The organism is Maridesulfovibrio sp., assembly GCF_963676065.1.
Lineage (GTDB): Bacteria > Desulfobacterota > Desulfovibrionia > Desulfovibrionales > Desulfovibrionaceae > Maridesulfovibrio.
Genome location: NZ_OY780933.1, coordinates 1760156 through 1786026 on the forward strand (window position 1 = coordinate 1760156; position 25871 = coordinate 1786026).

At 47.7% G+C, this 25871-nt stretch carries 21 protein-coding genes; 17 read left to right on the plus strand and 4 right to left on the minus strand.

Features of this window, described 5'->3' with window-relative positions; all coding sequences use genetic code 11:
- The first annotated feature begins 295 nt into the window (after window positions 1–295).
- From ACKU35_RS07905 to ACKU35_RS07925, 5 genes are all read left to right on the plus strand, one after another.
- Window positions 296–1990: a glutamine--tRNA ligase/YqeY domain fusion protein gene (locus tag ACKU35_RS07905; protein ID WP_319764764.1), complete on the plus strand. Its 1695-nt coding sequence runs from the start codon at window positions 296–298 to the stop codon at window positions 1988–1990.
- 207 nt (window positions 1991–2197) lie between these two features.
- Entirely contained in the window at window positions 2198–3706 is a 1509-nt protein-coding gene (gene hydF, locus ACKU35_RS07910; RefSeq protein WP_319764766.1) for a [FeFe] hydrogenase H-cluster maturation GTPase HydF, read from the plus strand.
- An 18-nt stretch (window positions 3707–3724) separates the two neighbouring features.
- On the plus strand, window positions 3725–4720 hold the full coding sequence (locus ACKU35_RS07915; protein ID WP_319764768.1) for a BMP family ABC transporter substrate-binding protein: 996 nt from the start codon (window positions 3725–3727) through the stop codon (window positions 4718–4720).
- A gap of 31 nt (window positions 4721–4751) precedes the next feature.
- On the plus strand, window positions 4752–7127 hold the full coding sequence (locus ACKU35_RS07920; RefSeq protein ID WP_319764770.1) for a response regulator: 2376 nt from the start codon (window positions 4752–4754) through the stop codon (window positions 7125–7127).
- A 3-nt stretch (window positions 7128–7130) separates the two neighbouring features.
- Window positions 7131–7448: an Hpt domain-containing protein gene (locus tag ACKU35_RS07925; protein ID WP_319764772.1), complete on the plus strand. Its 318-nt coding sequence runs from the start codon at window positions 7131–7133 to the stop codon at window positions 7446–7448.
- A 29-nt stretch (window positions 7449–7477) separates the two neighbouring features.
- Here the strand turns inward: ACKU35_RS07925 and ACKU35_RS07930 are convergent, their stop codons facing one another.
- A complete protein-coding gene (locus ACKU35_RS07930; RefSeq protein WP_319764774.1) occupies window positions 7478–8395 on the minus strand; it encodes a DUF2156 domain-containing protein in 918 nt (305 codons plus the stop codon).
- 254 nt (window positions 8396–8649) lie between these two features.
- Here ACKU35_RS07930 and ACKU35_RS07935 point away from each other — a divergent pair, with 254 nt between their 5' ends.
- Both ACKU35_RS07935 and ACKU35_RS07940 read left to right on the plus strand, forming a co-directional pair.
- The gene (locus ACKU35_RS07935) at window positions 8650–9594 is read left to right on the plus strand and encodes a bile acid:sodium symporter family protein (protein WP_319764775.1); all 945 of its coding nucleotides are present in this window, start codon (window positions 8650–8652) and stop codon (window positions 9592–9594) included.
- A complete protein-coding gene (locus tag ACKU35_RS07940; protein ID WP_319764777.1) occupies window positions 9578–10336 on the plus strand; it encodes a YkgJ family cysteine cluster protein in 759 nt (252 codons plus the stop codon). The genes ACKU35_RS07935 and ACKU35_RS07940 overlap by 17 nt, the downstream gene beginning before the upstream one ends.
- 233 nt (window positions 10337–10569) lie before the next feature.
- Here the strand turns inward: ACKU35_RS07940 and trpB are convergent, their stop codons facing one another.
- On the minus strand, window positions 10570–11781 hold the full coding sequence (trpB, locus tag ACKU35_RS07945; RefSeq protein WP_319764779.1) for a tryptophan synthase subunit beta: 1212 nt from the start codon (window positions 11779–11781) through the stop codon (window positions 10570–10572).
- A gap of 391 nt (window positions 11782–12172) precedes the next feature.
- On the opposite strand from trpB, the gene fsa reads away from it, so the two are divergent.
- The 8 genes from fsa to ACKU35_RS07985 all read left to right on the plus strand — a co-directional run bounded on the left by fsa (window position 12173) and on the right by ACKU35_RS07985 (window position 20986).
- Window positions 12173–12817 (plus strand): fructose-6-phosphate aldolase, encoded by a 645-nt coding sequence (fsa, locus tag ACKU35_RS07950; protein WP_319764782.1) that lies wholly within the window; start codon window positions 12173–12175, stop codon window positions 12815–12817.
- A gap of 296 nt (window positions 12818–13113) precedes the next feature.
- Window positions 13114–13335 (plus strand): addiction module protein, encoded by a 222-nt coding sequence (locus ACKU35_RS07955; RefSeq protein ID WP_319764784.1) that lies wholly within the window; start codon window positions 13114–13116, stop codon window positions 13333–13335.
- Window positions 13335–13622: a type II toxin-antitoxin system RelE/ParE family toxin gene (locus tag ACKU35_RS07960; RefSeq protein ID WP_319764785.1), complete on the plus strand. Its 288-nt coding sequence runs from the start codon at window positions 13335–13337 to the stop codon at window positions 13620–13622. Before ACKU35_RS07955 ends, ACKU35_RS07960 begins: the two co-directional genes overlap by 1 nt.
- Window positions 13623–13829: 207 nt before the next feature.
- The gene (locus tag ACKU35_RS07965; RefSeq protein ID WP_319764787.1) at window positions 13830–15248 is read left to right on the plus strand and encodes a glycosyltransferase family 9 protein; all 1419 of its coding nucleotides are present in this window, start codon (window positions 13830–13832) and stop codon (window positions 15246–15248) included.
- A gap of 130 nt (window positions 15249–15378) precedes the next feature.
- Window positions 15379–17109, plus strand: a complete 1731-nt coding sequence (locus ACKU35_RS07970) for a flagellar hook-length control protein FliK (protein WP_319764789.1) — start codon at window positions 15379–15381, stop codon at window positions 17107–17109.
- A 42-nt stretch (window positions 17110–17151) separates the two neighbouring features.
- Window positions 17152–17892, plus strand: a complete 741-nt coding sequence (locus tag ACKU35_RS07975; RefSeq protein WP_319764791.1) for a flagellar hook assembly protein FlgD — start codon at window positions 17152–17154, stop codon at window positions 17890–17892.
- A gap of 72 nt (window positions 17893–17964) precedes the next feature.
- Window positions 17965–19635: a flagellar hook protein FlgE gene (locus tag ACKU35_RS07980; RefSeq protein ID WP_319764793.1), complete on the plus strand. Its 1671-nt coding sequence runs from the start codon at window positions 17965–17967 to the stop codon at window positions 19633–19635.
- A gap of 478 nt (window positions 19636–20113) precedes the next feature.
- A complete protein-coding gene (locus ACKU35_RS07985; protein WP_319764795.1) occupies window positions 20114–20986 on the plus strand; it encodes a flagellin in 873 nt (290 codons plus the stop codon).
- A 96-nt stretch (window positions 20987–21082) separates the two neighbouring features.
- On the opposite strand, the gene rnc is transcribed toward ACKU35_RS07985, so the two are convergent.
- Complete coding sequence (gene rnc / locus ACKU35_RS07990) at window positions 21083–21781, minus strand: ribonuclease III (protein WP_319764797.1); 699 nt, start codon at window positions 21779–21781, stop codon at window positions 21083–21085.
- A 55-nt stretch (window positions 21782–21836) separates the two neighbouring features.
- Between rnc and ACKU35_RS07995 the strand changes: the two genes are divergently transcribed.
- Together ACKU35_RS07995 and ACKU35_RS08000 are read left to right on the plus strand one after the other, a co-directional pair.
- Window positions 21837–23918, plus strand: coding sequence for an acetate--CoA ligase family protein (locus tag ACKU35_RS07995; RefSeq protein WP_319764799.1), 2082 nt, complete (start codon window positions 21837–21839; stop codon window positions 23916–23918).
- A gap of 129 nt (window positions 23919–24047) precedes the next feature.
- Window positions 24048–25115, plus strand: coding sequence for a phosphotransacetylase family protein (locus tag ACKU35_RS08000; protein ID WP_319764800.1), 1068 nt, complete (start codon window positions 24048–24050; stop codon window positions 25113–25115).
- A gap of 58 nt (window positions 25116–25173) precedes the next feature.
- Here the strand turns inward: ACKU35_RS08000 and ACKU35_RS08005 are convergent, their stop codons facing one another.
- Complete coding sequence (locus ACKU35_RS08005; protein WP_319764802.1) at window positions 25174–25803, minus strand: MBL fold metallo-hydrolase; 630 nt, start codon at window positions 25801–25803, stop codon at window positions 25174–25176.
- Window positions 25804–25871: the final 68 nt, after the last annotated feature.

The window sequence follows — 25871 nt, forward strand, 5'->3', positions numbered from 1 at the left end:
CACTGTGAGCTGTCCAGCATGTGTTGCGTTTCAAATACCTAGCAGAAAAATAAATCATGAACAATTTTTTTGAGGCGTGGTTTTTAGATTTTGGCTTGTCTTTTTGGGGGTGTACCTGTTTTATGACGTATCAGGTTTAGGGAGAATATTGTAAGATGTTTTCATTTCAGAGTGTTTGACCGCCCGGATAAATTTTCGTATTTGAATAAGATTCTTTGTGAATGATGCTTTTCCACCATAGCCGCGCAAGCGGGATAGCTTCCGGTAACGAAAAAAGTTGTAAGGATATAGATACATGTCAGATAATACCGAGTCCAATGTAGGTAAAAATTTTATTACCGCGATTATTGATAAAGATAATGAAACAGGCAAATACGAAGGAAGAGTGGCCACCCGTTTTCCTCCTGAACCGAACGGGTACCTTCATATCGGCCATGCAAAGTCGATCTGCCTGAATTTCGGGCTCGCCAAAGAGTACGGCGGAACCTGCAACTTGCGTTTTGACGATACCAACCCGGTTAAGGAAGATACCGAGTATGTTGAATCAATTGAGACAGATGTTCGCTGGCTCGGTTTCGACTGGGAAGGCCGGTTGCACTATTCTTCCGATTATTTTGATCAGCTTTATAATTTTGCCGTTCAATTGATTAAGGATGGTAAAGCTTATGTCGACAGCCTGAGTGCCGAAGAAATCCGTGAATATCGCGGCACCCTCAAGGAACCGGGTAAAAACAGTCCCTACCGTGACCGTTCCATCGAAGAAAATCTCGATCTCTTTGAGCGTATGAAAAATGGAGAATTCGCGGACGGTGAACATGTTCTGCGTGCTAAGATTGATATGGCTGCCGCCAATATCATTATGCGCGATCCTACTCTTTACCGGATAAGAAAGGCCGAACACCATCGTACAGGTGATAAATGGTGCATCTATCCCATGTATGACTTTACACATTGTATCTCTGATTCACTGGAAAAGATCACCCACTCCATTTGTACTCTTGAATTTGAAAATAACCGTGCGGTCTACGACTGGACCCTTGAAACTCTTGGAGTCTACCGCCCGCAGCAGATTGAATTCGCAAGACTCAATCTCAGCTACACCGTAATGAGCAAACGCCGTTTGATCCAGTTGGTGGAAGACGGCCATGTTACCGGCTGGGATGATCCTCGGATGCCAACAATTTCCGGCATGCGCAGACGTGGCTATTCTCCCGCTTCCATCCGTAACTTTTGTGAGCGTATCGGGGTGGCTAAAGCTGCTAATATGGTTGATTTCGCCCTTCTTGAATTCTCCGTGCGCGAAGATCTGAATGCTAAATCAAACCGGGTAATGGGCGTGATTAATCCGATTAAGATGGTTATTGATAATTATCCTGACGATCTGGTTGAGGAATTTGAGTGCCAGAATAACCCTGAAGATGAGAGCGCCGGCAGCCGTATGGTGCCTTTTTCCAAGACTCTTTACATTGAACGTGATGATTTTATGGAAGACGCTCCCAAGAAATTTTTCAGGCTTTCCGTTGGCCGCGAGGTCCGTCTGCGTGCGGCGTACTATGTTACCTGTACGGATGTGGTCAAGGATGAAGCCGGTGAGGTAGTGGAGCTGCATTGCACTTATGATCCTCAAACCCGCGGCGGCTGGTCAAATGATGGTCGCAAGGTCAAGGGAACCATTCACTGGGTTTCCGTAGATCACGCTGTCGAAGCTGAAGTACGGCTCTACAATCATCTTTTCACCAAAGAAAATCCCATGGACAACAAAGACGGTTCCGACTTCAAGGATCATATTAATCCTGAATCCCTTGAAGTCCGCCCTCATTGTTATGTGGAACGTTCCCTTGCTGATGTTGAGCCCGGTTACCGCTGTCAGTTTGAAAGAATCGGTTATTTTTGCGCAGACCCGGATTCAACTCCGGAGAAGCCTGTTTTCAACAGAACAGTGACCCTGCGTGACACATGGAAGAAAATTGCAAAGAATCAGAAAAAGTAATACCATATCTTTACGGGTGTAGGTGTTTATCGATGCGGGGTCCTTTGGGGTCCCGCATTTTTGTGCGATATGTCTATCAGAAAATATTCCGGTGTTTTATTGGGGATGAAATGTTTTGCGGATAGTGCTATTTATTTATAAATTTATATTACTGATTCTCGTTGAAGTAGCTTTAAATATATCCAGTTATGAACCGGAGGTAGCAGGATGAGTACTGAAATTGAAAGCGGCTCCAAACTTGCCATTGCCATAGCCGGAAGGAGCAATGTCGGTAAATCTTCCCTTATCAGAGCCCTTTCCGGTGTTGAAGGGGACGAGGTCAGCCCCGTAGCCAGTGAGGATGAAATGTATCCTCTGACCAAGGCGGAAATTCATCCGCTCGGCCCTGTTACAATATACGATACAGATGCCCACGGGGCCGGTGATGACCGGGCAAGGGTGATTAAAGAAGGCCTGTACAGCGTTGATGTGGCAGTCATCGTGACCGATGATTCCGGTATCCTTGATGAAGAGCGGGAATTGACCTCCCTGTTGCTCGACCGGGGTATACCGTGCGTGATGGTTTTTAATAAGGCGGATATCAGACGCCCCAGCCTTGCAGATATGGAATTCTGCGGTTCGCGCGGGATTCGTTTTGTGGCCACTTCAACTGAGGATGGTCGCGGCATTGAGCGACTCAAAAAATCCATTATGGCCCTCGCGCCGGAAGAAAATATGCTCGATCCTGTGCTGGCCCGGGATCTCATGGGACGTGGTGATTTTGTGGTCTGCGTTGTTTCCGAGGACCCTGTTTCACCGAAGGGGCGGTTGGGGCTGCCGAAATCTCAGGTATTGCGCGAGATTCTTGATGCCGGCGGTATTGCGGTTATCGTCAAAGAAGGCGAGCTTTTTCAGACCATTTCCGGGCATAAGCGGAGACCGGCTCTTGTTATTGCCGATTCTGAACCGATTAAAAAGGTAATGGATATTATTCCCCGCGATGTTTCACTGACCACTTTTCCCATTCTTTTTGCCCGGCATAAGGGCAACCTTGAACAGCTTGTGCAGGGAGCTAACGCCATTGACCGGCTTAAGGACGGCGACAAGGTCCTGATTGTTGAAGCCTGTCCCCATCACCCTAAAGCCGAAGATCTTGGAAATGAAATGATTCCGGCACGGATAGCCGGGTATGTCGGGCGCAATGTTATCTTTGAATCCAAGACCGGATGCGGACTGCCTCTTGATCTTTCTGAATATAAGCTTGTGGTTCACTGCGGGGCCTGTATGCAGGAAAGGGCGGATATGCTGCGGAGGATCAGGGATTGCGACCGCCAACAGGTTCCCATTACCAATTACGGGCTGGCCGTAGCCAAAGTAGATGGAACACTGCAACGTCTGATCGAACCGTTTTTTAAAAATGAAATAGAAGAACGCAACGAGCTGGCAGGGAAAATCAACGTATTTCGAGGTAGCCACTCGCAGGCAATGCATCTGGTGGTTCCTGCTGATATTCATCCTGAAAAGGCTGTTCCGTTTAATCTGATGTATCTTTTCGGCGATATTGAGTTGACCAAGCAGCATATTGGTTTTTCGTCGTTGCCTTTTGCCCGTGGGGGGCAGCAGAAGATCAGGAAGTTTGTGGATGAGCACGGTTACTGCTTTTATAAATGGCCCGGAAGGGTTTTGGGAGCTGATATAGGCGGCTTGCTTGAGCAGGAAGATAATGACGAAGCGTAGGCGGAAGGTTGATATAAAATGAGCCATGCAGGATTAAACTTCAGGATTGGGGTTTTTCTGATCTTATTTTGCTTTGTTTTTGGGGTGGCACAGGTTTGCCATGCAAAAACAGTAAAAATAGGGTTCGTATATTCCGGAGTGACCATTAACGACAGCTCCTTCAATGAAATGGCTGCTGCCGGTTTGCATAAACTGCAGAAGTCCCGACAGGTTGAGGTATTGGCCCGCAGAGGCGGATTTACTGTTGCTGAAACCATGAAAGCCATCAATTCACTGCTGTCCGAAGGGATTAAAATTATCGTGATCAACAGCTCCACATACGGGAAACGTTTTGGAGCTGTTGCCTTGGATCATCCTGATGTTGTCTTCGTCTTTGTTGATACAAAAATCGAGGGTTATCCCAATATTATTTCCATTGACTATGCACAGGGGATGGGGTCATGTCTGGTCGGTGCCCTTTGCGCATGGCAAACCAAAACAGGCCGGATCGGTTTTCTCGGCGGCAATGAATCTCCTGTGATTATGGATTTCTTACAGGGCTTCCGCAAAGGGGTAGAGTATTCCGGCAGGGATGTGCGTATCGATGTGCAATTCGTGCGTAAGGGAATGTCGGACAAAGGATTTGAGGACCCGCAGCAGGCTAATTACCTTGCTGGCCGTATGTACGGTGCCGGAGCTGACATAATCTTTGCGGTAGCCGGTTTGTCCGGAAACGGTGTTATTCATGCGGCGCGCAAATCCGGCAATCTGGTCGTCGGGGTGGATTCAAATCAGGATTACATGGCCAAAGGTACGGTGTTGACCAGCATGATGAAGCGGTTTGATGTGGCCGTTTATAAAGAAGTTCTGGCCGTTCTGGACGGAAATTATGTGTCGGGGAATAAAAGGTATGACCTTGCTAATGGCGGGGTTGGTCTGACCGATATGAAATATACCAAACACCTGCTTGCCCCCGGTGTACTGGAAAAGCTGAATGAACTGAAATTGAAACTTGTTGAAGGAAAATTGAAGTAAAGTCTTTAGAAGAACATGGGATGTCTTGCAGATGATGAATTCTTCCGGGATCAGACGCAGAATAACATTGGGACTTGTTGCCATACTGGCTACGGTTCTGTTGCCTCTGGGGTTTATTTTTAATGAACTGCATCATTCTGAAATTCATGAAAATGTTATTTCTAAAGGGAATAATGTGGCGGCCTTGGTTGCTTTTTCCAGCAGTGATGCCATTTTGAATTTTCAGAATTACAGGCTTGATGAACTGGTTCAAAAAGCCTGTACTGTTAATGGTGTGGTTTCCTGCGCTGTATTCAGCGAATCGGGAAGGCTGCTCAGTAAGTTTGAAAAACTGGGTGAGAATGGCGGGGACGGTGTTTCCCATGTTGAAAGACGGGTTCTGAAGGATGGCGAATGTCTGGGGTTTGTCAGACTCGGAATCTCGGATGCGTATATTGTGGACAGCACCCGTTTTACATTAACTAATGTTTTGATCGTGATTTTTGCCGCTGTTCTGATTTGTGGATTCTGGCTGCGTATTTTTATTGGCAAAACAGTAATTTCTCCTGTAGTCGGTCTTGCCGGACAGGCCAAACAGGCCGAGAATGGCGAGCCTGTGGCTTTTGAAGGTGTCGACAGAAATGATGAAATAGGGAGGCTTGCCGGTTCTCTTGAACGTCTTTCTTTCAGACTGGTGAGTCTTCAGGCTGAGATAGAACAGATGGTCGCAGCGCAGACGGAATCATTAAATGAGAAGAATAGCATTCTTAAGGATGAAGTTTGCGCTCTTCGTAAAACTGAAATGGATCTGAATACGACTGTGGATGAATTGTCCTTCGCTGTACGAGAGCTTGAAAAAGCCAAGGCAAAAGCCGAAGTCGGCAGCAGATTCAAGAGTCAGTTTCTGGCCATGATCAGCCATGAAATAAGGACACCCATGAATGCCATTCTCGGAATGGGGGATCTTCTTCTGAATACTGATCTTGATCCTGAACAAATGGGCTATGTTGAAATTTTTCGTGGTTCCGGCGAGTTGTTGCTGAGAATCATCAATGATATCCTTGATTTTGTGCAGATAGAGTCCGGACAGATTGAATTAGTTCCGGTCCCTTTTGATCCTTCAGGAGATGTGCAGAGTGTATGCAAAAGTGTGGCTCACTCGGCCCATGCCCGCGATATTGAAGTTATCTGCAATGTGGAATCGGATATTCCCTCACAGGTTGTGGGCGATCCGGTGCGGGTCCGTCAGATTCTGCTGAATATAGTTTCTAATGCTGTTAAGTTCACTTCCAGCGGTGAAGTTGAAGTCCGGCTGAGTATAGAAAACAGCGGTGAAGATTTTGACCGGTTATTATATACAGTGAGAGATACAGGCATAGGTATTCCTGAAGGGCAAAAAGAAAGTATTTTCGATATGTTCGTTCGGGAGGACGAAACAGCTCCCCGTGAGTTCGGAGGAGTAGGACTCGGGCTTGCAACAGCTTCCCGGCTGGCGGCATTGATGGACGGCGATATCCGCTTTGAAAGTGAAAGCGGCAAGGGGACCATTTTTTATTTTTCCATTCCGTTTAAAAAATCCGTATATGCACCGGTGCAAAGTGTTGTTGACTTTTCCGGCACACGTGTTCTGCTGGTGGACGGAAACCATACTGTGCGTGAGGTACTGTCCCGCAGGATGCAGTTTTTCGGTGTCGATGTAGTCGTTGCAGTAGACGGTCCTGAAGGACTGGAGTATCTTGAAGTTGCTCGGGAGCAAGGTCCTCTCTATGACCTGCTGGTTGTGGACAGTGAAATGCCCTCCATGACAGGCAGTTCTTTTCTGGCGAAAGCACAGCAGGGTAAACTGCTCCCTGAACGGGTGGCAATGATGTTTTCTACCGGATGTACAGAAGAAGACAGGGAAAATGCGCGGTTTTCCGGGGCTGACCATACTTTGATAAAGCCTGTCTTTGATGCTGATCTTCTCCGCTGTCTTGCTTCAGTGGCTGAGCCCGGCAAAGAGAAGTTAAAACCGGGTAAGGGACTAAGTGTCCTGCTGGTAGAAGATAACGGCGACCATAACAAGATGCTGGAACTTTTCATTCTTAATACCGGGGCAGAAATAACTGTTGCGGTTGACGGAAAACAGGCCGTGGAGCTTTTCTGCGGCAATCATTTCGATCTTGTGTTCATTGATCTGGAGCTTCCGGGCATAGATGGAATTGAGACGGTGAAAAGCATGCGTGAATTTGAGCAGATCAATGAACGTGATAAGTCGGTTATCATAACTCTGGCGGCCAGTTCCGATAGCTTGAACAGGCAGGATTTAGCCTTGTACGGGTATGACGGCTTTATATCCAAACCGGTAAAAGGGGAGATCATAAGGTCCGCTGTTTCGGCTGTGGCCGGAAAATCAGGTCTCCCTGACGATATAATTATTCTGGAGTAAAAAATGGTGTCTGAAGTAAATTCAGAACAAGAGTTGTTCGTAATTAATGAAGAACTCAGAGAATTGATTCCGCATTTTGTAATGCATCAATTCGACGAGTTGCAGCAGATGGAATCCTGTCTCAGGTCCGGGGATCTGATTGAGGTTGGTCGATTGGGTCATAGCCTGAAGGGCGCTGCTGCGAATTTTTGTCTTGATCCGCTTTCTCGGCTGGGTATGGCCATACAGGATGTATCCAAGCTGGGTATGAATGAAGCTTTGGTTCCATTGGTAAAAAAATATCGTTTCTATCTTGATGAGCTGAAAATTCAGGTTAGCTGAACTATGGGGTAGAACCTGAACTCGGCTTTTTATAATTCCAAACCGCACGCAGTTGCAGCCGCTATCATTGTTTTGAACCACATCGCGTTGCTCGCTACGAATACTTTTTTCTTATTTCCACGGAATTTTGATTTGTGCCCGGCGTTTCCCTTGAAGGGATATACTTTTTCTCCGTATGCGTAAAAAAGATGTGTCAGTCTTTGCAGCGCTCCAGTCATATTATATCCTTTTTCTATGTCTAGAAGCGGTGAAAGACCTAGATTCAAAACTTTCCTTCCTTCGTTGCGGAATTTATCCATGGCCTGCAACAGGGTGAAGGCTGAGGTCCCGTTTACCGCGCTTGAAGAGAGGCGGTCGAAATTGTGATAGTATCCTATAATACCACCATTTGAATATATTGGGTCAAAACCGGTAAAACCTAACAACTCATCCCTTCTCCGGACCCAGAAAAAACGCACTCCCTCTTCATCTCCGGCTGGCAACGGCCGGGTAAGAAATGATAATTCTTTTCCCCCTCTGCTTTTAAGCCAGTCTTGGCACAGTCCTTCCACTTCCTGTCTGTCGGCGCAGGAGAGCGGAGCCTCCTCCACGGTCAAACCCGATCTCAATGCTTTATTACGCCATTGGCGCAGAGATGATTTATATTTACCGTCCAGACTATAGTTCTGGATATCCAGCTCACTTTCCACGCCGATCTGGTAAACTCTGTAACCTTCATTGAATAGAGTCCGGGCCAGATCTTCTCCTATCTGGACAAGAGTTATCTCTCCTAAGTGCGATGCAATTTTTTTAATGAGCATAAGCTTGTGCTCAGCAGAAGAGACCGGTTCGGAGAGAATTACAGCATGTTTTCCCATGCGCAGGGGATTGATTTCAAGCCATGAAACATACCCTGCCGGCTCCAACAGGGCGTGATGCAGTCCCGGTTGCAGGGTTGAATGTGACATGCACCTGTTCCCGTACATCTTCAGATAAGGCAGCAGTGCCGGTACACATTTAGGATCCTCACTGCGTAAGAAATTTATTTGTGTAGATATATTAAGATTCATAAGTCTAAATGAGTAATGAGTATAGTTTAAATCTAATTATATACTAAGAATAGATTAATATTCAAGTGGAAAAGCATGTACTTGCTTGCAGAGCGGGTGATTATGCTCTACAGCAACGTGAGATTTGTTAGCCTTTTTTTGCAGGAGTGATAATGATTGGTCTTTTATGCCGCTTTATTGAGAGGCATTTTCTTTTGCTGGCAGTCTCGTTGAGTCTGGTTGCTTTTATGGAGCCGTCCCTGTTTACGTGGATGAAGCCGCACATCGCCTTCAGTCTTGGCATTATCATGTTTGGTATGGGGCTGACTCTTGAATTCAGTGATTTTGCTGAGGCGATAAGGAATTACAAGACTGTCGGTCTGGGGGTGCTGCTGCAATTTACAGTCATGCCTGTTCTTGCTGTGGGGCTGTCTGTACTCTTCGGGCTGCCGCAGGACGTTCTGATCGGCATGGTCGTGGTCGGGTCCTGTCCGGGAGGAACGGCTTCAAATGTCATCGCCCATCTTGCAAAGGCGAATGTGGCTCTTTCCGTAACCATGACCCTTGTTTCCACCTGTCTCGCCCCTTTACTTACTCCTTTGATCATCTACATCATTCTCAATCAGCAGATTGAAATACCTTTTCTACCCATGATTCAATCCGTGTTCTGGATAGTTATTTTCCCTCTGGTAGACGGGCTGGTACTGCGTAAATTGCTTAGGAAAAGGGTCGATGGGTTGCTGCATATTTTCCCTTCCATATCAATCATAGTAATTGCCATGCTCATAGCCTGTATCATCGGGTTGAACCGTGATCTTCTGGGATCATTCCCGCTGCTGGTTTTTCTGGCAGTCGCGCTTCATAATCTGGGCGGACTGGGAGCCGGGTACGGAGCGGGCAGGCTGGCCGGATTTAATCACCGCGATAGTGTGACTCTGGCCATTGAGGTGGGCATGCAGAATTCCGGTCTTGGAGTTGCATTAGCAACTAAATATTTTAGTGCTGCCAGCGCCTTGCCCGGAGCGCTTTTCAGCCTGTGGCACAATATTTCTGGGGTATTGCTTGCCAACCGTAACCGGGAAATCTTTTCAGGAGGAGATAATGAAAAACAGTCTTGATGCAATAATTGATGCCGGTCTTGCCCCTGTTTATCCTATGTTTGAGGCTCATCCGGATATGATAAAGCTCTTGCGGGATATGTGCATGGCCGTGTGTGTTGACTGTGGAAATATCACTCCCGATATGCAGCAATTCCCTGTTATGCTGGCTAAAAAAAGTATCAGCCTTTTCGGTGCTAATTTTGCTGCTGTGCTCGGGCAGGTGGAAAGTCTGGATTCAAATTTCAAGGTGGCTTGTGATGCAGGTTGCTCCTACTGTTGCTCCTCGCATATCACGCTTACCCCGCAGGAAGCTTTTCATATTGTATTGTATCTGGCCGCTAATAGGTCAGAAGATGAATTTATCCGTATAACCGAGGATTGTCTGTCCGCTGCCGCTGATTATATCCCCGGTCAGCTCAATGAATTTGTGAAAAATTATTTCCGTCCGTGCCCGTTTCTAACCGATAACCGGTGCTCCATTTACGAGGTGCGTCCCATAGCTTGCCGCAACTGGATTTCCACTGACCTTGAAGCCTGTATCAAAAGTTACAATACCGGAAATAAGGTTCCTGTTCCTCAGAATGCTCTCATCATGGTTCAGAAAGAGCTGGTATTTACCGGGCAACAGGCTTATCTCGCCGGTCTCGGTATTGAAGGTGGCATAGGGCCTTTCATGCCCATGTTGTCTCAGATATTGATCGACTTTGAAGGCTGTTATGCCAAATGGCTGGGCGGAGAAAAATTAAACGGTCAGATTTAGTGATGCCTCCGGTCCCCATTAACTCAAAAATGTTCAGTAAGGCTTAGCCGCTTTGTCTTTTAAGTTTGTAGCAAAACAAAGCCCCTAATATCTCACGAGATATTAGGGGCTTTGTTTATATGATGTCTTGTTATGCGCAGCAGCGAAGCCCTATAAAAGTTTTTGAAGAGTCCAGAGAAACTTTTCCCAAAAAGTTTCTTTGGTCCCCGAAGGGCCGCCGGAGGCATACTTGTTTATGGTAAAGTCAACTCACCTTTGCTGATCATATCTTCTATCTGGGCCACGTCCTTGTCGCCGCGACCGGAGAGGTTGACCACGATGATTTTATCTTTGTCCAGCTGCGGTGCCAGTTTAAGTGCATAAGCAAGCGCGTGCGATGACTCAAGGGCGGGAATAATACCTTCAGTCTGGGAAAGTTTGAAAAATGCGTCCACAGCTTCCTTATCAGATGCGTGTTCATATGAAGCCCGTCCCAGATCTTTGAGATGGGAATGCTCGGGGCCTACACTGGGGTAATCAAGACCTGCGGAAATAGAGTAAACCGGAGCTGGTTCGCCTTTTTCGTCTTTGAGCATGTAGGAATTAAAACCGTGCATGATTCCCGGTTCACCAAGGCAGAGTGTTGCTGCATGGTCGCCCGGTTCAAGGCTGCGTCCGGAAGGTTCAACACCGATTAGTTTGACGGATTTTTCCTCGATAAAGTCCGCGAACAAGCCGATGGCATTGGAACCGCCTCCGACACAAGCGATACAGTAGTCCGGCATGCGTCCTTCGTCTTCAAGGCACTGCTGTTTTGCTTCCCGGCCGATCACGGACTGGAAGTCGCGGACCATAGCCGGATACGGATGCGGACCGACTGCGGAGCCAAGCAGGTAAAAAGTGTTTTCAGCATCGCCGATCCATGCGGCAAGGGCTTCGTCCACGGCTTCTTTCAGAGTTTTCTGGCCGGACTTGGCGGCCACGACCTTCGCACCCATCATACGCATGCGGAAGACATTCAGTTTCTGGCGTTCTATGTCCACTTCACCCATGACGATGGTGCATTCCATGCCCATGAGCGCGCAGGTGGCGGCGGTGGCTACGCCGTGCTGTCCGGCGCCTGTTTCAGCGATAATTTTTTTCTTGCCCATGCGTTTTGCCAGCAGAATCTGACCGATGGTGTTGTTTACTTTGTGTGCGCCAAGATGGTTAAGATCTTCACGCTTGAGATAAATTTTAGCACCGCCAAGCTCTTCAGTAAGATTGGAGCAGAGATACAAAGGAGTGGGGCGGCCTGAATATTTTTCCAGATAATATTTGAATTCTTTTAAAAATTCCGGGTCATTTCTGTACTTTTCGTATGTTTCGGCCAGCTTGTTCAGGATAGGAAGAAGCTGTTCGGGAACGTATTGCCCGCCGTATTCACCGAAAAAACCGTCTGCATTGATAGTTGCGTTGTCAGTCATTTTTTCTCTCCTGAATTTTTCTTCGACAGTGCTGATCAGGCATAAAAAAACCGCGATCAGTTTTCACTGTCGCGGTTCTATGAATTCTTTTATTCGTTACCTGTTTTTAGAACGTAACCAACCGCGACGCATCAGCTGCGCCACCACCAAGAATAAAGTGTAAAGTTGGAGTAAGAAACGTTCATATGGATAAGTCTCTACCCCGGTATGGGGCAGTTGTCAATATGCTATGGGTGGTATGAATTTAGCCGGGTAACTCATAGTTATTTTTATATATAGTTCTTTTGCTCATTTTGAAAATGAGCTATACATAATAAAGTGGAAGTTGGATTCAAAATCGTTTTGTGAAGAAAAAAACAATTGATGCCGATAATTAAGGAGAGAGTATTTTATGGAGTTCTTTCTGGATACCGCAAATTTGGATGAGATCAGGAAGGCCAAAGCGCAGGGGCTCATGGACGGGGTGACAACCAACCCAACCCTGCTTTCTCGTGAGGGCGGGGACTGGCGTAAACAGGCTGAGGCCATCTGCGCTGAAGTCGATGGCCCGGTCAGTCTTGAGGTTGTCGGTGAGAGTTCAGCGGAAATGGTCCGTGAGGCTGAGGATTTGGCAGCTTTCGGAGATAACGTAGTAATCAAGATTCCCATGACAACCGAGGGACTGGTGGCCACGGAAAGTTTGTATCGCAAGGGCGTCAAAACCAACGTGACCCTCGTTTTTTCTCCTTTGCAGGCTCTGCTTGCCGCTAAGGCCGGTGCTACCTATGTAAGCCCGTTTGTCGGGCGTCTAGATGGGATATCACATGACGGCATGGAGGTTATTCGGCAGATTCGCACTATCTTCGATAATTATGATTTTCCTACCAAGGTGCTGGTGGCCTCTATCCGCCATCCCATGCATGTGCTGGATTCCGCGCTCATCGGCGCGGATGTGGCGACCATTCCATATAATGTAATCAGCCAGCTGGCCGCTCATCCGCTGACCGATAAGGGACTTGCCGCGTTTAACGCGGACTGGGAAAAGCTGACCGGCTGATTTTTGCTTTTTATTGTGATCATGAACCCCGGTTCTGTGTATACAGGGCCGGGTTTTAATTTTTGTTATGAAAATCTTTACGTTTCTTGATCATACGTGAATGTTTCTATAACGTGCGATATCAGTATTATTACTGTTATTCAAAATTCACAAAAGAATGCTACAATATTTCTGAGGCCAACCGGGAAACTTTAGGGATTCCGGCGGGCCTTTTTGTTTTGGTGGGGGCTATAGCGAATAGGATTGAAAGCCCCCCAGTCTTTTGCTATATTTAACATGTAAGAAGGAGCTGTATAATGATTGATATCAACACCATCACAGACCAGGCCTTGCAACTGGCACCAGTGCAGCGGGCGGAACTTATTGAATCTTTGCTTGCCAGCTTCGATTCAAGGCGCAAATCAATAGACAGCAAATGGGCCGTTGAAGCCGAAAGCAGGATTGATGCCTATGAACAAGGAAAAGTGGACTCAGTTCCTGCTGATGAAGTTTTTGACCGGCTTGGAAGGCAGGACTAATGATCAGATTTCTTTCCTGCGCGCAGCAGGAATTAAACGATGCAGTCGCTTGGTACAATGAGCAAAGTGCAGGACTAGGTTTTGATTTTGCTGCGGAAGTTAAACGTGCACTTTCCCGTATAGAGGAGCACCCGGAAGCCTGGACCTTGATTTCCAGAAGGACAAGGCGGATACGGATTTCAAGATTTCCATACGGTGTTATTTACCAAATCCGGCAGGATTGTTTGCTTGTCGTAGCAATCATGCATATGAGCAGAAACCCTGAACATTGGAAAAGTCGCATTTAGTAAAATAGGTTGCTGCCCCAGCTCCGGCTCTACGCGAATTTCGATCATATCAATATCTACTTAATAAATGCTTACGCAGAAAGTATGAGCATGTGGCATTGCTTTGTCAATCCTAGCGCACGATTCTTCAATATAAGGTTTTCCCTCCCCGGTCTTCCCCCCTATCAACTCATGGAACTTTTCAAAATATTCCTGTAAGCTACGCTTATGTCCAAACGTCCGATACTCATTCTTCAAATGCAGCGTATGGGGGATCTGATCCTTTCATTTCCGCTTATCCTTTGGCTGGAAAGGGCTTATCCCGGTCACCCTATCTGGGTTGTGGCCGAGGAGAAGTTTTTCCGTCCGCTCATGCCGGTCAGCCCGAGGGTCACCTACCTGCCTTGGGAAGGGCTGGGAGAACTGCGTAAGAATAAGTATGAGCTGCTGATTAATCTGAGTATTCGCGAACGGGCGGCTTCGCTTGCCGGGGAACTTGAGGCCGAAGAAAAGTTCGGGCCGGTGGCATCAAATGACGGTACGATCCATATCCTTGGTGACTGGCAGCTATACCGGGCCAGTGTGGTGGAAAATAACCGTCACAATCTTTTTCACTGGGCGGATCTGAACGCTTTGGACTGCATCCCGCTAAGCAGCATTGCATCCACCAGTTGGCCGCAGCCGCGCACGCTGCATCGTGAATCCAATCGAATAGGCCTTTTTCTGGGAGCCAGTGAGGAGGCTAAACGTCCTTCTATCCGCTTCTGGGCTGATTTATGTGCTGAACTTTTGAAGCGGGGCTTGCGTCCTGTGCTTTTCGGCGGTCCCATGGAGCAGGGAATTGGACAGGAAGTTGCTCGTTTGTCCAAAGGTCCGGTGCTGGATATGTCCGGCAAGCTGAATCTTGGTGAACTAATAGCCGTGGGACAATCCCTGCAACTTTTTATCACTCCCGATACCGGGCCGATGCATCTTGCGGCATGGTCGGGGATGAAGGTACTCAACCTTTCCATGGGGAATGTGAATCCTTGGGAAACCGGACCTTATCAGACGGACCATTATGTGCTGCGTTCTACCATGAGCTGCGCACTTGGCTGCTGGTCATGCTCCCGGGATCAACTTTACTGCCATAATCCATTCACCCCTTCCCGTATTGCCGTGGCCGCAAAGCGTATGATCGTTGAAGACCGGGACGGATTGCGAAAAATTAACATGCCGGGCCTGCGGCTTTCTCTTTCTTCCAGAAGCAGCCGGGGTCTTTATTCTCTGGAGCAGGTAAACGGAAGCAGAGCGCAGGCCGGAGATTTTCTGGGCCGTTTCTGGCAGCAGTATTTCGGTGCGGTTTTCGGGCTCTGGAGTTTTGAAGGGGCAGAGGGCTTGTGGAAAGAATTTACGGAACAAAATCCGAATCTTGCCTCCAAGATGGCAGGTCAGTTGCCGCGCTTGGGCAGGGAATTCAGCCGTGGTCTGGCCCGCCGTGCTCCGCTTGCGGATTCTTTTTGGAACTCTTGTCCTGTTGTTCTACGTCAATTTACCGGATTCATACATCTTTTTTTGCAAAATAACAGCTATAGCCATCAGGCATGGATCAAAGTCCTTTCCTTTTATGAACAGCTGGTCTTTATCGTCAGCCGAAATCTATCCTAACGGACTATTTTTCCTGAACAGGAAGAATGTTCCACATTTTACTCTTCTGTTTTACCATATAATCAACTGAATTAATTGATTCTATTTTTTGGCACGCCTCGTGAATACAAAAAGGTCGAGGAGCTAGAAAATGAAAATACTTCCACATCAAGAAAAAAGTAATCAGGATTTGAGCAATCTTCTGGATAGAACTTCTCTGTCAGAGGATTCCTTTCGCTCATCAATGTTTGATAACTTTCTTTATTCCAGTCAGTCCGAAGCTGAATCCATTTATAATCAGGTGCAGGATTTTGCCAGCAATTCCAAGCCTGCTTATGAGGAAGTTGTCTCCTATGCAAAAGAGGAGACTGCTCCCGATTATATCAATGAAGCTGCGGAAAATATGGCCGTGCAGTCTGTGGCGGAGCAGCCGCAGGAAATGAAGGTCAGCCGTGAGGACTGGAATGATATCAAGGAAGAACTCGAAGAGTACGGCATCGATAAGAAAGATATCGCCGAACTCGAAGAGAAGGTTATGAGCGAAAACGGCATGACCTACGGGCAGCTCGTAACTGAGCTTTCTTCTATGATGAAGGACCTCAAGGGAATTACGCTCACTCCTGTTCAGGAGCAGAACCTGAATTCCATTTTTACTCAGCTGGGATTTACTCCGGCTGAGTCCAAGGGACTGTTGGCCTCCATCCGTCAGGGCAAGCTTGGTGATGTAGTTGAAAAGATGCAGGCCAAGCTAGCAAACATGGCTGATTCCGAAAAGCTCCAGCTTTCCAAGGACGAGGCGAAGACACTCACCGATATTCTGAAGTTGAGTGGTGGGGCGGCTAATAAGATAGCCGGGCTGCTGACCGCTGAGGGGGCGACTGCAGGCGATTTCAAAAAAGGATTTTCTATTCTCAAAACCGCTTTGGCTAAGCAGCAAGCTTCGCAAGATGCCAAGGATCTTCATCTGGTCAAGAGCGTTGCCGAATCTTTGCATTCAGCGATGGAAAAGGCTTCCGATCAGTCCCCCAGCACCGTGCGCATGGCATCTGCAGATGTAATCAGTGATTCTATGGGAGCGGCTAAGGACGTCAGTGAAAGAGTTAATAATGAAGCCCGGAACGGTGCGGAAAGCAACAGCAATCCATCCCAAAACGGTGATGATCTGAAGGGCAATCCCAATGGCAGACAGCATACCGGACAGAATGAAGAGAGTAGTTCCAACCGTCATTGGCTGGAGCAGCTCTTGAGTGACTCTGACGATGTGGATGGCTGGGATGAATTCTTCGGTAAGTTGTCCGATGGTTCTCTTGGGAAGGGTGAGGGAAAGCTGGACGGTAATATTTTTGGTCACGGCTTTGGAACCCTGCAGAATGCCGTTAAGTCGGCACAGGCAGGCAAGACCAATACCATGTGGGAAAAAACTGCCCGGTCCAATATTCTCGAGCAGGTTCAGGAAGGAATCTTCAAGAATCTAGGTCAAGGCCGTAAGCAGCTTACATTACAGCTTAATCCCAATAATCTGGGCACAGTTAATGTTATACTGCAGGTCAGGAATAAGGAAGTGCAGGCCACTATCAGGGCCGAAAATCACGATACAGCTAAAGTTATTGCCGAGCAGCTTGAAACAGTGAAGCAGGCTCTGGAAGATCAGGGACTGAAAGTGGAAAAACTTGAGGTCCAAACCGGTCTCGCAGATGGTCAGACTGACACTTCATGGAAAAACGCTGAAGACCATAACTCTGCGCAATATCAGGATATGGTGTCCCAGATGCGTAGGCGTTGGCATACTTTGAGACAGGAAGGCACCTCTTTGGCCCGGGAAATGCAAAATATGAATCATAAGGAAACAATTTCCCAGAGCGGACTTTACATAGTGGCTTAACAAAAGCCTAAGCCTGCTCAGTATAAATAAAGAGGTGTAGTCATGGGATACGTAGGATTCAGCAATATTCTCGGTAGGGCGGAGGCCGATATGGCGGCCAGCAATCAGCCCGAGCATAAAAGTCAGCTCGATCAGGATGATTTCCTGAAGCTTCTTCTTACCCAGATGCAGAATCAGGACCCGGCCAATCCCATGGAAGATAAAGAGTATATGGCGCAGATGACACAGTTCTCCAGTCTGGAACAGCTCACCAAGATGAATACCAGCATGGAAGCCATGCTTAATAAAGGTACTCAGGAACAGATGGTTTCCGCGGTGAGCTTCATAGGCAAAGAAGTCAAGGCTGAAGGTTACAATATCAGTCGTGACAACGGAGAGATCAGTAAGATCTTTTACGGTCTGGGAGAACCGGTGGCAAATGCTTTCATCAATATTTACGACAAAAATCAAAACCTTATGCGTACAGTCCAGCTCGGATCAAAGGCTAAAGGAACCTATGAGTTCGAATGGGACGGGAAGGACTGGGCCGGTAAGGATGTTCCGGATGGTGTTTACACTATAGCCATGGCGGCGGAAGACGCTAGCGGCAGTCCGGTAATGGTTAAGACGGAAGTCAGTGGCGAAGTGTCCGGAGTTGTTTCCGAAGGCGGCAAGCAGTTTTTGCACCTTAAAGACGGTCGCTACATCAACTTCCTCAACATCAAGGAAGTAGTAAGTCCAACGGAAGTGGCAGATTCTTCAAACAAAGATGATTCTTCAAGCAAAGATGATTCTTCAAGCTAACAGGTCTACGGCAAGACCCTGCATGAAGAAAAAAGCTGAATTCGTGAGTCAACAGGACTTCAGGAGGTTCTAATGGGTTTATCAGCATCATTATTCTCAGGTATCACAGGCTTACAGGCACATGGCGATAAGATGTCCGTGCTTGGTAACAACATTGCAAACGTAAACACAATCGGTTTCAAGAGTGCCAAGATGCACTTTGAAGATGCCATCAGTCAGGACATGTCCACCGCCACAGGTATCGCTCAGGTTGGTCGCGGTGTACAGGTCGGGGCAATTTATGCCGACTACGCTCAGGGGTCGTTTGAAACAACTTCTGAGTCCACCGACCTCGCAATCGGTGGTGACGGATTTTTCATAGTATCTCCCAAGGATGAAGATACTTCTTATTACACAAGGGCCGGTAACTTCCGCTTTGATAAAGACGGTTACCTCACAGACCCTCACGGTTACGTGCTTCAGGGCTGGCAAGTTCAGGACGAAAGCAGCTCTCAGGTTGCCACCGGAACCAGCGTGAATACTAGCTCCGCCGTGCGTACTATCGGTGTTCCTACCAATATCAGGTTGGAAAATTTTCAGTCCGCGCCTAAGGAAACCACTACCATTAATGTTATCACCAACCTTGATTCCAGTGAGGCAAGCCGGGCCGGTGGTGCCAACCCTTATCACGCACTTTTTGATTCATGGGACGGCAGTCAGGATCCCGCTCTCGGTGACTCTCTTTACGCTTATCAGTCCACAATCAAGGTGTATGATGCCAACGGATCCGCGCACAACGTAACAACCTATTTCGACCAGGTGGATTTGACAGACGAAGGCGGTAAGAAGGTTTGGGAATTTGTTGTAACCTGTGACCCCGCAGAAGACGGTCGCAAGTTTCCTGATGGAACCTCTGTTTTGGGTAACTCCGCTGCCGGTATGCTTATGACCGGAACCATGACCTTCAACGCCGCCGGCGACATGACTGGAATTTCAGCTTATACTTTGAAGAGTAATGCTGCGCCAGCACCAGCTCCTGCCCTTGACGGAACTACATCCAAGAACCCTCTTGAGTGGACCCTTGCCGAGTTTTCACAGGATGGTCTGCCGGTTCTAACCGCAAACTTTCTTTCAAGGTCTAATGCTAACTTTACGGATTCCGATAATAAGCCTGTGACAATTGAAATGAACTTCGGTTTGAACAACCAGGATCTTTCCGGAGCCGGTCTCAATAAAGGCTGGAATAACCCCGATCCAACTAATTCTTCTTTGGCTGCTTTGTCGGGTGCGGCTACAACAGTAGCTGATGTCCCCAACTTCGGCGATGGTGAAAAGAGCGCACTGTCCACAACCAGTTATGACTCCGGCTCCACAACTCTGTTTCAGTCTCAGGACGGTTATACCGCAGGTTTTCTGCAGAGTACTTCCGTAAGCAGAGACGGTGTTCTGACCGGACGTTACTCCAATGGACAGATTCAGGAGCTCTACGTATTGACCCTCGCCTCATTCAATAACGATTGGGGACTGCGGCGTGAAGGCGGTAACCTCTTCACCGAGACCAGAGAATCCGGTGATGCGCTGACCGGCCTGCCAAACAGCAGCGGTAAAGGCTCCATCGCTTCCAACTCTCTTGAAATGTCCAACGTGGACCTTGCCGTGGAATTTGTGAACATGATCACCACCCAGCGTGGTTTTCAGGCTAACTCCAAGGTCATCACCACCACAGACACCATGATGGGCGAGCTTATCCAGCTCAAGCGTTAATGTGAACGAAGTATCCTGATTGATGCTGAATATATAGGAAAACTCCTTCTACAACCTCCGCAGACGGGATTGACTCCCCCGACTGCACAGGTACCCGGGAACCCCACATCCGAATATGCCGTTTCGGATGTGGGGTTCTCTTTTTTTTTATTTAGAATCTCTTTTTGGGGAGCTTGATGGTTTTTTGACTTGCAATGAATCTTCTACAGCGGAATAAATTACCTATTTCTTTTTTTAATGTTGAATATAAGTATTTAAAAACAGCTATTTATCCATGGTTTAGGACAGCTTTGCCGCTTGTGCCGTGATAGGTATTTGAGAGTGGGAAAAAATTGACTATTAAACCTGACAAAAATAAGTCTAGACTTTATTTACATATTTAAATGTCTGACATATTTGAATTTAGTAAAGTTGGCACGTGAGGTGCTTTGCTTGGGTAACAAAAACGGAATTTTGTGAACTACAAGGAGGTTCAGATATGTCCTTAGTCATTAACCATAACTTGATGGCAATGCACGCCTCACGCAACTTAGAACATGCGTATGGCAACCTTGGTACTTCTACCCGCCGCCTCTCCTCTGGTTTGAGAGTCGGTACCGCAGCAGACGATGCAGCGGGACTCGCAATTCGCGAACTCATGCGTGCTGACATCAAATCCCTTAACCAGGGTATGAGAAACGCAAACGACGCGATTTCCATGATCCAGACCGCAGACGGTGCGCTGCAGGTCATTGATGAAAAACTCATTCGTATGAAAGAGCTTGCAACTCAGGCTTCCACCGGTACTTATAACTCTGACCAGCGTCTCATCATCGACTCAGAGTTTCAGGCCATGGCTTCGGAAATTACTCGTATCGCAATGGCTACCGACTTCAACGGCATCCATCTGCTTAACGGTAACCTTTCCGGTGAGACCTCTACTCACGATGGTTCCGGGCTCCACTCTACCGGCCCGCTGAAGGTTCACTTCGGAACAGGTAACGACTGCGCGGAAGACTACTATTACATTGCTATCGGAAGTTCTACAGCTTCTTCCCTCGGTGTTGCTACTTCTGTATCAACTCAGGAACTGGCCCAGCAGACTCTGGATAAGCTCCAGCAGGCAATTATTTCTAAAGATAAGATTCGTGCGAATCTCGGTGCCATGCAGAACAGATTGGAAAATACCATTACCAACCTTTCTATACAGGCAGAAAATGTTCAGGCGGCTGAATCCCGCATCTCTGATGTGGACGTAGCAACTGAAATGACCGAGTTTGTACGTAACCAGATTCTCACTCAGTCCGCGGTAGCTATGCTCTCGCAGGCTAACTCACTGCCTAAGATGGCAATGCAGCTCATCGGCGGTTAATCCGCTTGAGATAATCGGGTTAAGATTAAGGACTGTGGAGGCGATTGATCACCGCCTCCCAGTCCTTGAATTTTTTGGGGCAGGTAAAATTCAGGATTACTCTTCTTCGTCAGCGAGATAACCCAAAGCCTTGGCAGCAGCGGTCTGCTCTGCTTTTTTTAAACTGGAACCTTCCGAATTAAATGATTTCCCGTCCGGGAGATTCAGGTCTACAATAAATATTTTTTCATGTTCCGGTCCTTTGGTACCGGTCAGTACGTATGTCGGACGTTCTTTGAACTTGGCCTGTGTCACTTCCTGCAATTTGCTTTTGAAGTCTTTGGAGCTTTCAATTTTAAAGGTCTCAGGCCATTTGTCCTCAAATATCTGCATGATGAATTTTTTTGCTTCGGCATAGCCCCCATCCAGAAATACAGCCCCGATAACCGCTTCCATGGCATCGGCCAGAAGAGAGGAGCGGGTTCTTCCTCCTTGAGCCTCTTCGCCTTTACCAAGCTTAAGGAACAAATTTATTTCCAGTTCGCGGGCGATGGCGGCAAGGCTTTTTTCTTTTACAAGCTTGGATCTGATTTTGGTAAGCTGTCCTTCATGCGCACCCTCGAAGCGTTTAAACAGCTCCTCGGTTACGCAAAGTTCCAACACCGCGTCCCCCAAAAATTCCAGCCGTTCATTGTCCTCAGTAGGTTCGGTCTGCTCATTTGCCCATGAACTATGGGTAAGTGCCGTGGCTAAATGCTTGACTTGAGAAAATCGATAGTGGATACCTTGCTGGAGGCGAGAAAAATTTTCTACCATACAAACCTGCTTGAATTTATATTAACGAATGTACTCATATTCATGTTTAAAGGCCTTGTTTGAGCCTGAATCAATTGCCGTAGTAGGAGCATCTCCTGATCCTGTGGATAAGGCCAGCATAATAATCGCCAACCTTCTCTCCTCTGGATATAAGGGAAAAATATTCCCCGTCAATGGGGAAGAAGCTAAAGTTCACGGTCTCACCGCTGTTTCTTCCGTAAGTAAACTGCCTCGAAGCACCGATCTGGCTTTGATCTGTCTGCCGCCGGCTGAGGCTATTAAGGCTGTAGAAGAACTGGCAGATGTTCCGGTACGAGCCGCAGTTGTAACCAGCGGAGGATACGGTGAAACAGGACGCGAAGGTTACCGTCTGGAAAAGCAATTGGCAAGGACGGCAAAAGAGCATGATATGATAATTCTTGGTCCCAATTGTATGGGACTGATGAATTCCTCCCTTTCCATGAATGCCAGCCTTGATCCTGATTTTACCTTAAAGGGCAATATCGCGTTTTTTTCACAGTCCGGTGCCATGTGCACCACCGCTCTTGATTGGGCCAACAGTGAAGGCGTCGGTTTCTCCAAGTTCATAAGCCTCGGCAACAAGGCGGTGCTAGGTGAAGCCACCATGCTAAATTATCTCGCCGGTGATGAGGACACAAAAGTCATTGTCGGCTATTGCGAGACCCTCAAAGACGGGCATGATTTTTTGCGGACAGCCTACGACACCACGTTTAAAAAGCCCCTTATACTCCTGCGGGCAGGGGAGACTTCTGCCGGTGCGCGTGCCGCATCTGCCCATTCCGGAGCTTTGACCGGGGCCACTTCCGCTTACAATGCCGCTTTTCGGCAGACCGGAGTGATGCAGGCCGTGGATGTGGAGGATATGTTTAATCTGGCGCACGCTTTTTCCTGTCAGCCGCTGCCTGAAGGGGCCAACGTGGCCATTGTCACCAATTCAGGAGGACCGGGTATCCTTGCTGCCGATATGTGCGAAAAGGGCACACTGAATATATCCCGGCCTTCCAACGTGACTCTGGAAATGATGAAGGAAGTGCTGCCTCCTTATGCGTCCCTGTACAATCCTATCGATATGCTGGGTGATGCCAAGGCGGATACCTATCATCACGTTCTCCGGGCCGTCGCGCAGGATGATATTTTTCATTCTATTATGGTAATTCTTACCCCCGCAGCCAACATTCTTGATGATGTGGAAAAGGTGGCCGAGGATATTATCGAACTGGAAAAGGAATGCGATAAGCCCATAATAACTTGTTTTATGGGTGATTATTCGACCAGAAAAGCCCGCAGGATGCTCCGCGCCGCCGGGATTCCCTGCTACGAATTTCCAGAGGCCGCGGTCCGTTCCCTCGACGCTATGACCCGCTGCTACCGCTGGCAGAAAAAGGACTGGCCCATTGATGTCTGTTTCCGGCGGGATTATTCCAAAGCCAAGTCCATTGTTGATAACTGCCGCAAGACCGGGTTGACCGAGCTGGTTGAGCTGGATGCCCAGCAGATGGCTTCGGCTTATGAGCTTCCTGTGCCGGAAACTGTGCTGGCCCGGACTTCCAATCAGGCGGCCAAGGCTGCTAAAAGAATAGGCTATCCCGTTGCCTTGAAAGTTGCTTCGCCCCAGATTTACCGTAAACAGGAGCTTGGGCTGGTTGTTATCGATATCCAGACTCCGCAGGCACTGCGCAAGGCATTTCTTGAAATAACCACCCGCGCGGCCAGAAGATGTAAGGATGCCTACATAACCGGTTGTCTGGTGCAGGCCATGGGTCCGAAGGAATCCCACGAGATAGTGATCAGTTTTAAGCGTGACCCCCAGTTCGGGGCTCTTATTAATTTTTCTCTGGCCGGTCTTCATGTGGATCTGCTCGGTGATGTCTCATCCCGACTGGCTCCACTGGCACTTAATGACGCACAGGAAATGATTCGCGAAATCAAGGCCTATCCTATTTTACGGGGAGTGCGCTCCGGTGCGGCAGTTGATCTCGGCGCGCTGGAAGATGTTCTGCTCATGGTTTCGCAGATGGCTTCCGATCTGCCGGAAATTCAGGAAGCTGAATTCAACCCGGTAATTGTTGGCCCTGACGGAGCTGTTGTCGCCAATATGCGCATGACAGTAAGTTAAGAAGAGTGTTTTTTCCGGTGATTTAATTTTTTGCAGCAGGGTTTGAGAATCGTGAAATCTTTTATTAGGCTTCGCCGAAGTTGTATGAGATAATCCTGTTGATTCAGCTTTGATTACAAGGAGGACTTTATGTCCGGTTTATATATAGGTTCTACCAGTGGTTATTCCGGTAAGAACATGATTGTTATGGGGTTGGGCTTGTATTTCCAGAAGCAGGGTGTAAGCCTCGGTTACATGAAACCCGTGGGAGCTATACCTGCTGAAGTTGACGGCAGGCTCGGTGATGAGGACGCCTTTTTTATTCAGAAAGTCCTCGGTGTCTCCAACCCTTCACACGTAGTTACCCCGGTGGTTGTTACCCATGATTTTAAAGTCCATGCCTTTAACGGTAAGGTTGAAGATCATGTGCAGCCGATTATCGATGGCTATGCCAAGATCAGTGCAGGTAAGGACCTTACTCTGGTTGCCGGGTCCGGTTCTATGTATTCCGGTAAATATTGCGGAGTGGATGGAATTCATCTGGTCAAAAAACTCGGGATCAAGTGCGTAGTCATTGACCGCTTTCAGAAGGAACTTAATTACGATTATCTGGTGGTGCTTAAGGAAGCGCTGGGCGACAGTCTGGTCGGAGTTGTGCTCAATGACATCCCGCCTACTTTCATGGACGAGATTACCACCCTTATCAAACCTTTTCTGGAACGTAAGGGCGTTAAAGTCCTGGGTATAATTCCCAAGGACCCGCTTATGGGTACTATTAAGGTCGGGGATCTTGCCGACCGTTTGGGCGGAAAGATCATCACCGCGCATAACCGTACCGATCAGCCTGTGGAAAGTTTCCTTATCGGGACCATGCAGGTGGAAAATTTTATGACTCATTTCCGCAAGCACCGCAATTCCGCGGTTATCGTCGGCGGGGACCGTTCAGACGTTCAGCTTGTGGCTCTTGAAGGGGAGTGTCCCTGTCTGGTGCTGACCGGTAATCTTTACCCCAATGATATTATCCTTACCCGTTCTGAAGTGCTGGAAACTCCGATTATAGTGGTTCGTGACGATACTTTCAGTGTTGCCAAAAAGATGGAAGATATTCTTTCCCGCCATAAACTGCGTGAGTCGGCCAAGATCAGGCATGGAGTCGAACTTGTAGAGCAGCATATAGATTTTGGATACTTGAAAAAGAAGCTTGGCCTGAATTATTAATCCAGGCCGGATTTAAGAATTTGATAAAGGGGTGCTCGCGGTCGGGCACTCTTTTTTTTTATAATCTTGCAAAGTGAGGATTGTTGTTCATTTCGTGTTTGATGGTGGTTTTGGGGCCGTGGCCGGAGAAAATCTGAGTCGATCCGGGAAGGATGAAGATTCTATTTTTTATGGAGCTGATGAGTTCGTTGCTATCACCGCCGGGCAGATCGGTGCGTCCCACGGAAATCATGAACAGCAGGTCGCCGACAAAGGCGGAGCCCAATGTAGGAAAAAAAAATGAAAGGCTTCCGGGTGTGTGTCCCGGAGTCTCAAGGATCATTACCGGATTATCGAGGATGGTCTGGCGACCTTGACGCAAATCCTTGATTTCAAAATTCAGCTTTTTTTTGAATTCAAGGAATCCTCCTTCATTGATAGGAATGTCACTAAGGTAAAGGTCCTTATGGTTACCGTAAACTTCGGCTCCGGTCATTTCCTGCAACGCGGAAACCCCGCCGATATGGTCAAAATGCATGTGGGTCAGGTAAATTGATTGCACGGTCAACCGGCGTTCCCTAATTGCCTGCAGCATGGGGGCCGGGTTTAAGCCGCAGTCTATTACCACAGCTTCATTTCCGGAACTGAGCAGGTATGAGTTGGTTTGCATGGGATCTAGAACAAATGTTTCTACCTGTATTTCTTTCATTATTTACGGGCTTGACTGAAAGTCGGCAATAGAGTGAAATCTCATAGTTCAACAATAACCATTAAGGA

Bases quoted from the DNA above. Each gene is read 5' to 3' on its own strand.
- ACKU35_RS08000 (WP_319764800.1), top strand. From the start codon at position 24,048: ATGTCCGGTTTATATATAGGTTCTACCAGTGGTTATTCCGGTAAGAAC.
- ACKU35_RS07985 (WP_319764795.1), top strand. From the start codon at position 20,114: ATGTCCTTAGTCATTAACCATAACTTGATGGCAATGCACGCCTCACGC.
- ACKU35_RS07930 (WP_319764774.1), bottom strand. From the start codon at position 8,395: ATGTCACATTCAACCCTGCAACCGGGACTGCATCACGCCCTGTTGGAG.
- ACKU35_RS07920 (WP_319764770.1), top strand. From the start codon at position 4,752: ATGATGAATTCTTCCGGGATCAGACGCAGAATAACATTGGGACTTGTT.
- ACKU35_RS07975 (WP_319764791.1), top strand. From the start codon at position 17,152: ATGGGATACGTAGGATTCAGCAATATTCTCGGTAGGGCGGAGGCCGAT.
- trpB (WP_319764779.1), bottom strand. From the start codon at position 11,781: ATGACTGACAACGCAACTATCAATGCAGACGGTTTTTTCGGTGAATAC.
- fsa (WP_319764782.1), top strand. From the start codon at position 12,173: ATGGAGTTCTTTCTGGATACCGCAAATTTGGATGAGATCAGGAAGGCC.
- rnc (WP_319764797.1), bottom strand. From the start codon at position 21,781: ATGGTAGAAAATTTTTCTCGCCTCCAGCAAGGTATCCACTATCGATTT.
- ACKU35_RS07905 (WP_319764764.1), top strand. From the start codon at position 296: ATGTCAGATAATACCGAGTCCAATGTAGGTAAAAATTTTATTACCGCG.
- ACKU35_RS08005 (WP_319764802.1), bottom strand. From the start codon at position 25,803: ATGAAAGAAATACAGGTAGAAACATTTGTTCTAGATCCCATGCAAACC.
- ACKU35_RS07955 (WP_319764784.1), top strand. From the start codon at position 13,114: ATGATTGATATCAACACCATCACAGACCAGGCCTTGCAACTGGCACCA.
- ACKU35_RS07915 (WP_319764768.1), top strand. From the start codon at position 3,725: ATGAGCCATGCAGGATTAAACTTCAGGATTGGGGTTTTTCTGATCTTA.
- ACKU35_RS07935 (WP_319764775.1), top strand. From the start codon at position 8,650: ATGATTGGTCTTTTATGCCGCTTTATTGAGAGGCATTTTCTTTTGCTG.
- ACKU35_RS07925 (WP_319764772.1), top strand. From the start codon at position 7,131: ATGGTGTCTGAAGTAAATTCAGAACAAGAGTTGTTCGTAATTAATGAA.
- ACKU35_RS07965 (WP_319764787.1), top strand. From the start codon at position 13,830: ATGTCCAAACGTCCGATACTCATTCTTCAAATGCAGCGTATGGGGGAT.
- ACKU35_RS07960 (WP_319764785.1), top strand. From the start codon at position 13,335: ATGATCAGATTTCTTTCCTGCGCGCAGCAGGAATTAAACGATGCAGTC.
- ACKU35_RS07980 (WP_319764793.1), top strand. From the start codon at position 17,965: ATGGGTTTATCAGCATCATTATTCTCAGGTATCACAGGCTTACAGGCA.
- hydF (WP_319764766.1), top strand. From the start codon at position 2,198: ATGAGTACTGAAATTGAAAGCGGCTCCAAACTTGCCATTGCCATAGCC.
- ACKU35_RS07940 (WP_319764777.1), top strand. From the start codon at position 9,578: ATGAAAAACAGTCTTGATGCAATAATTGATGCCGGTCTTGCCCCTGTT.
- ACKU35_RS07970 (WP_319764789.1), top strand. From the start codon at position 15,379: ATGAAAATACTTCCACATCAAGAAAAAAGTAATCAGGATTTGAGCAAT.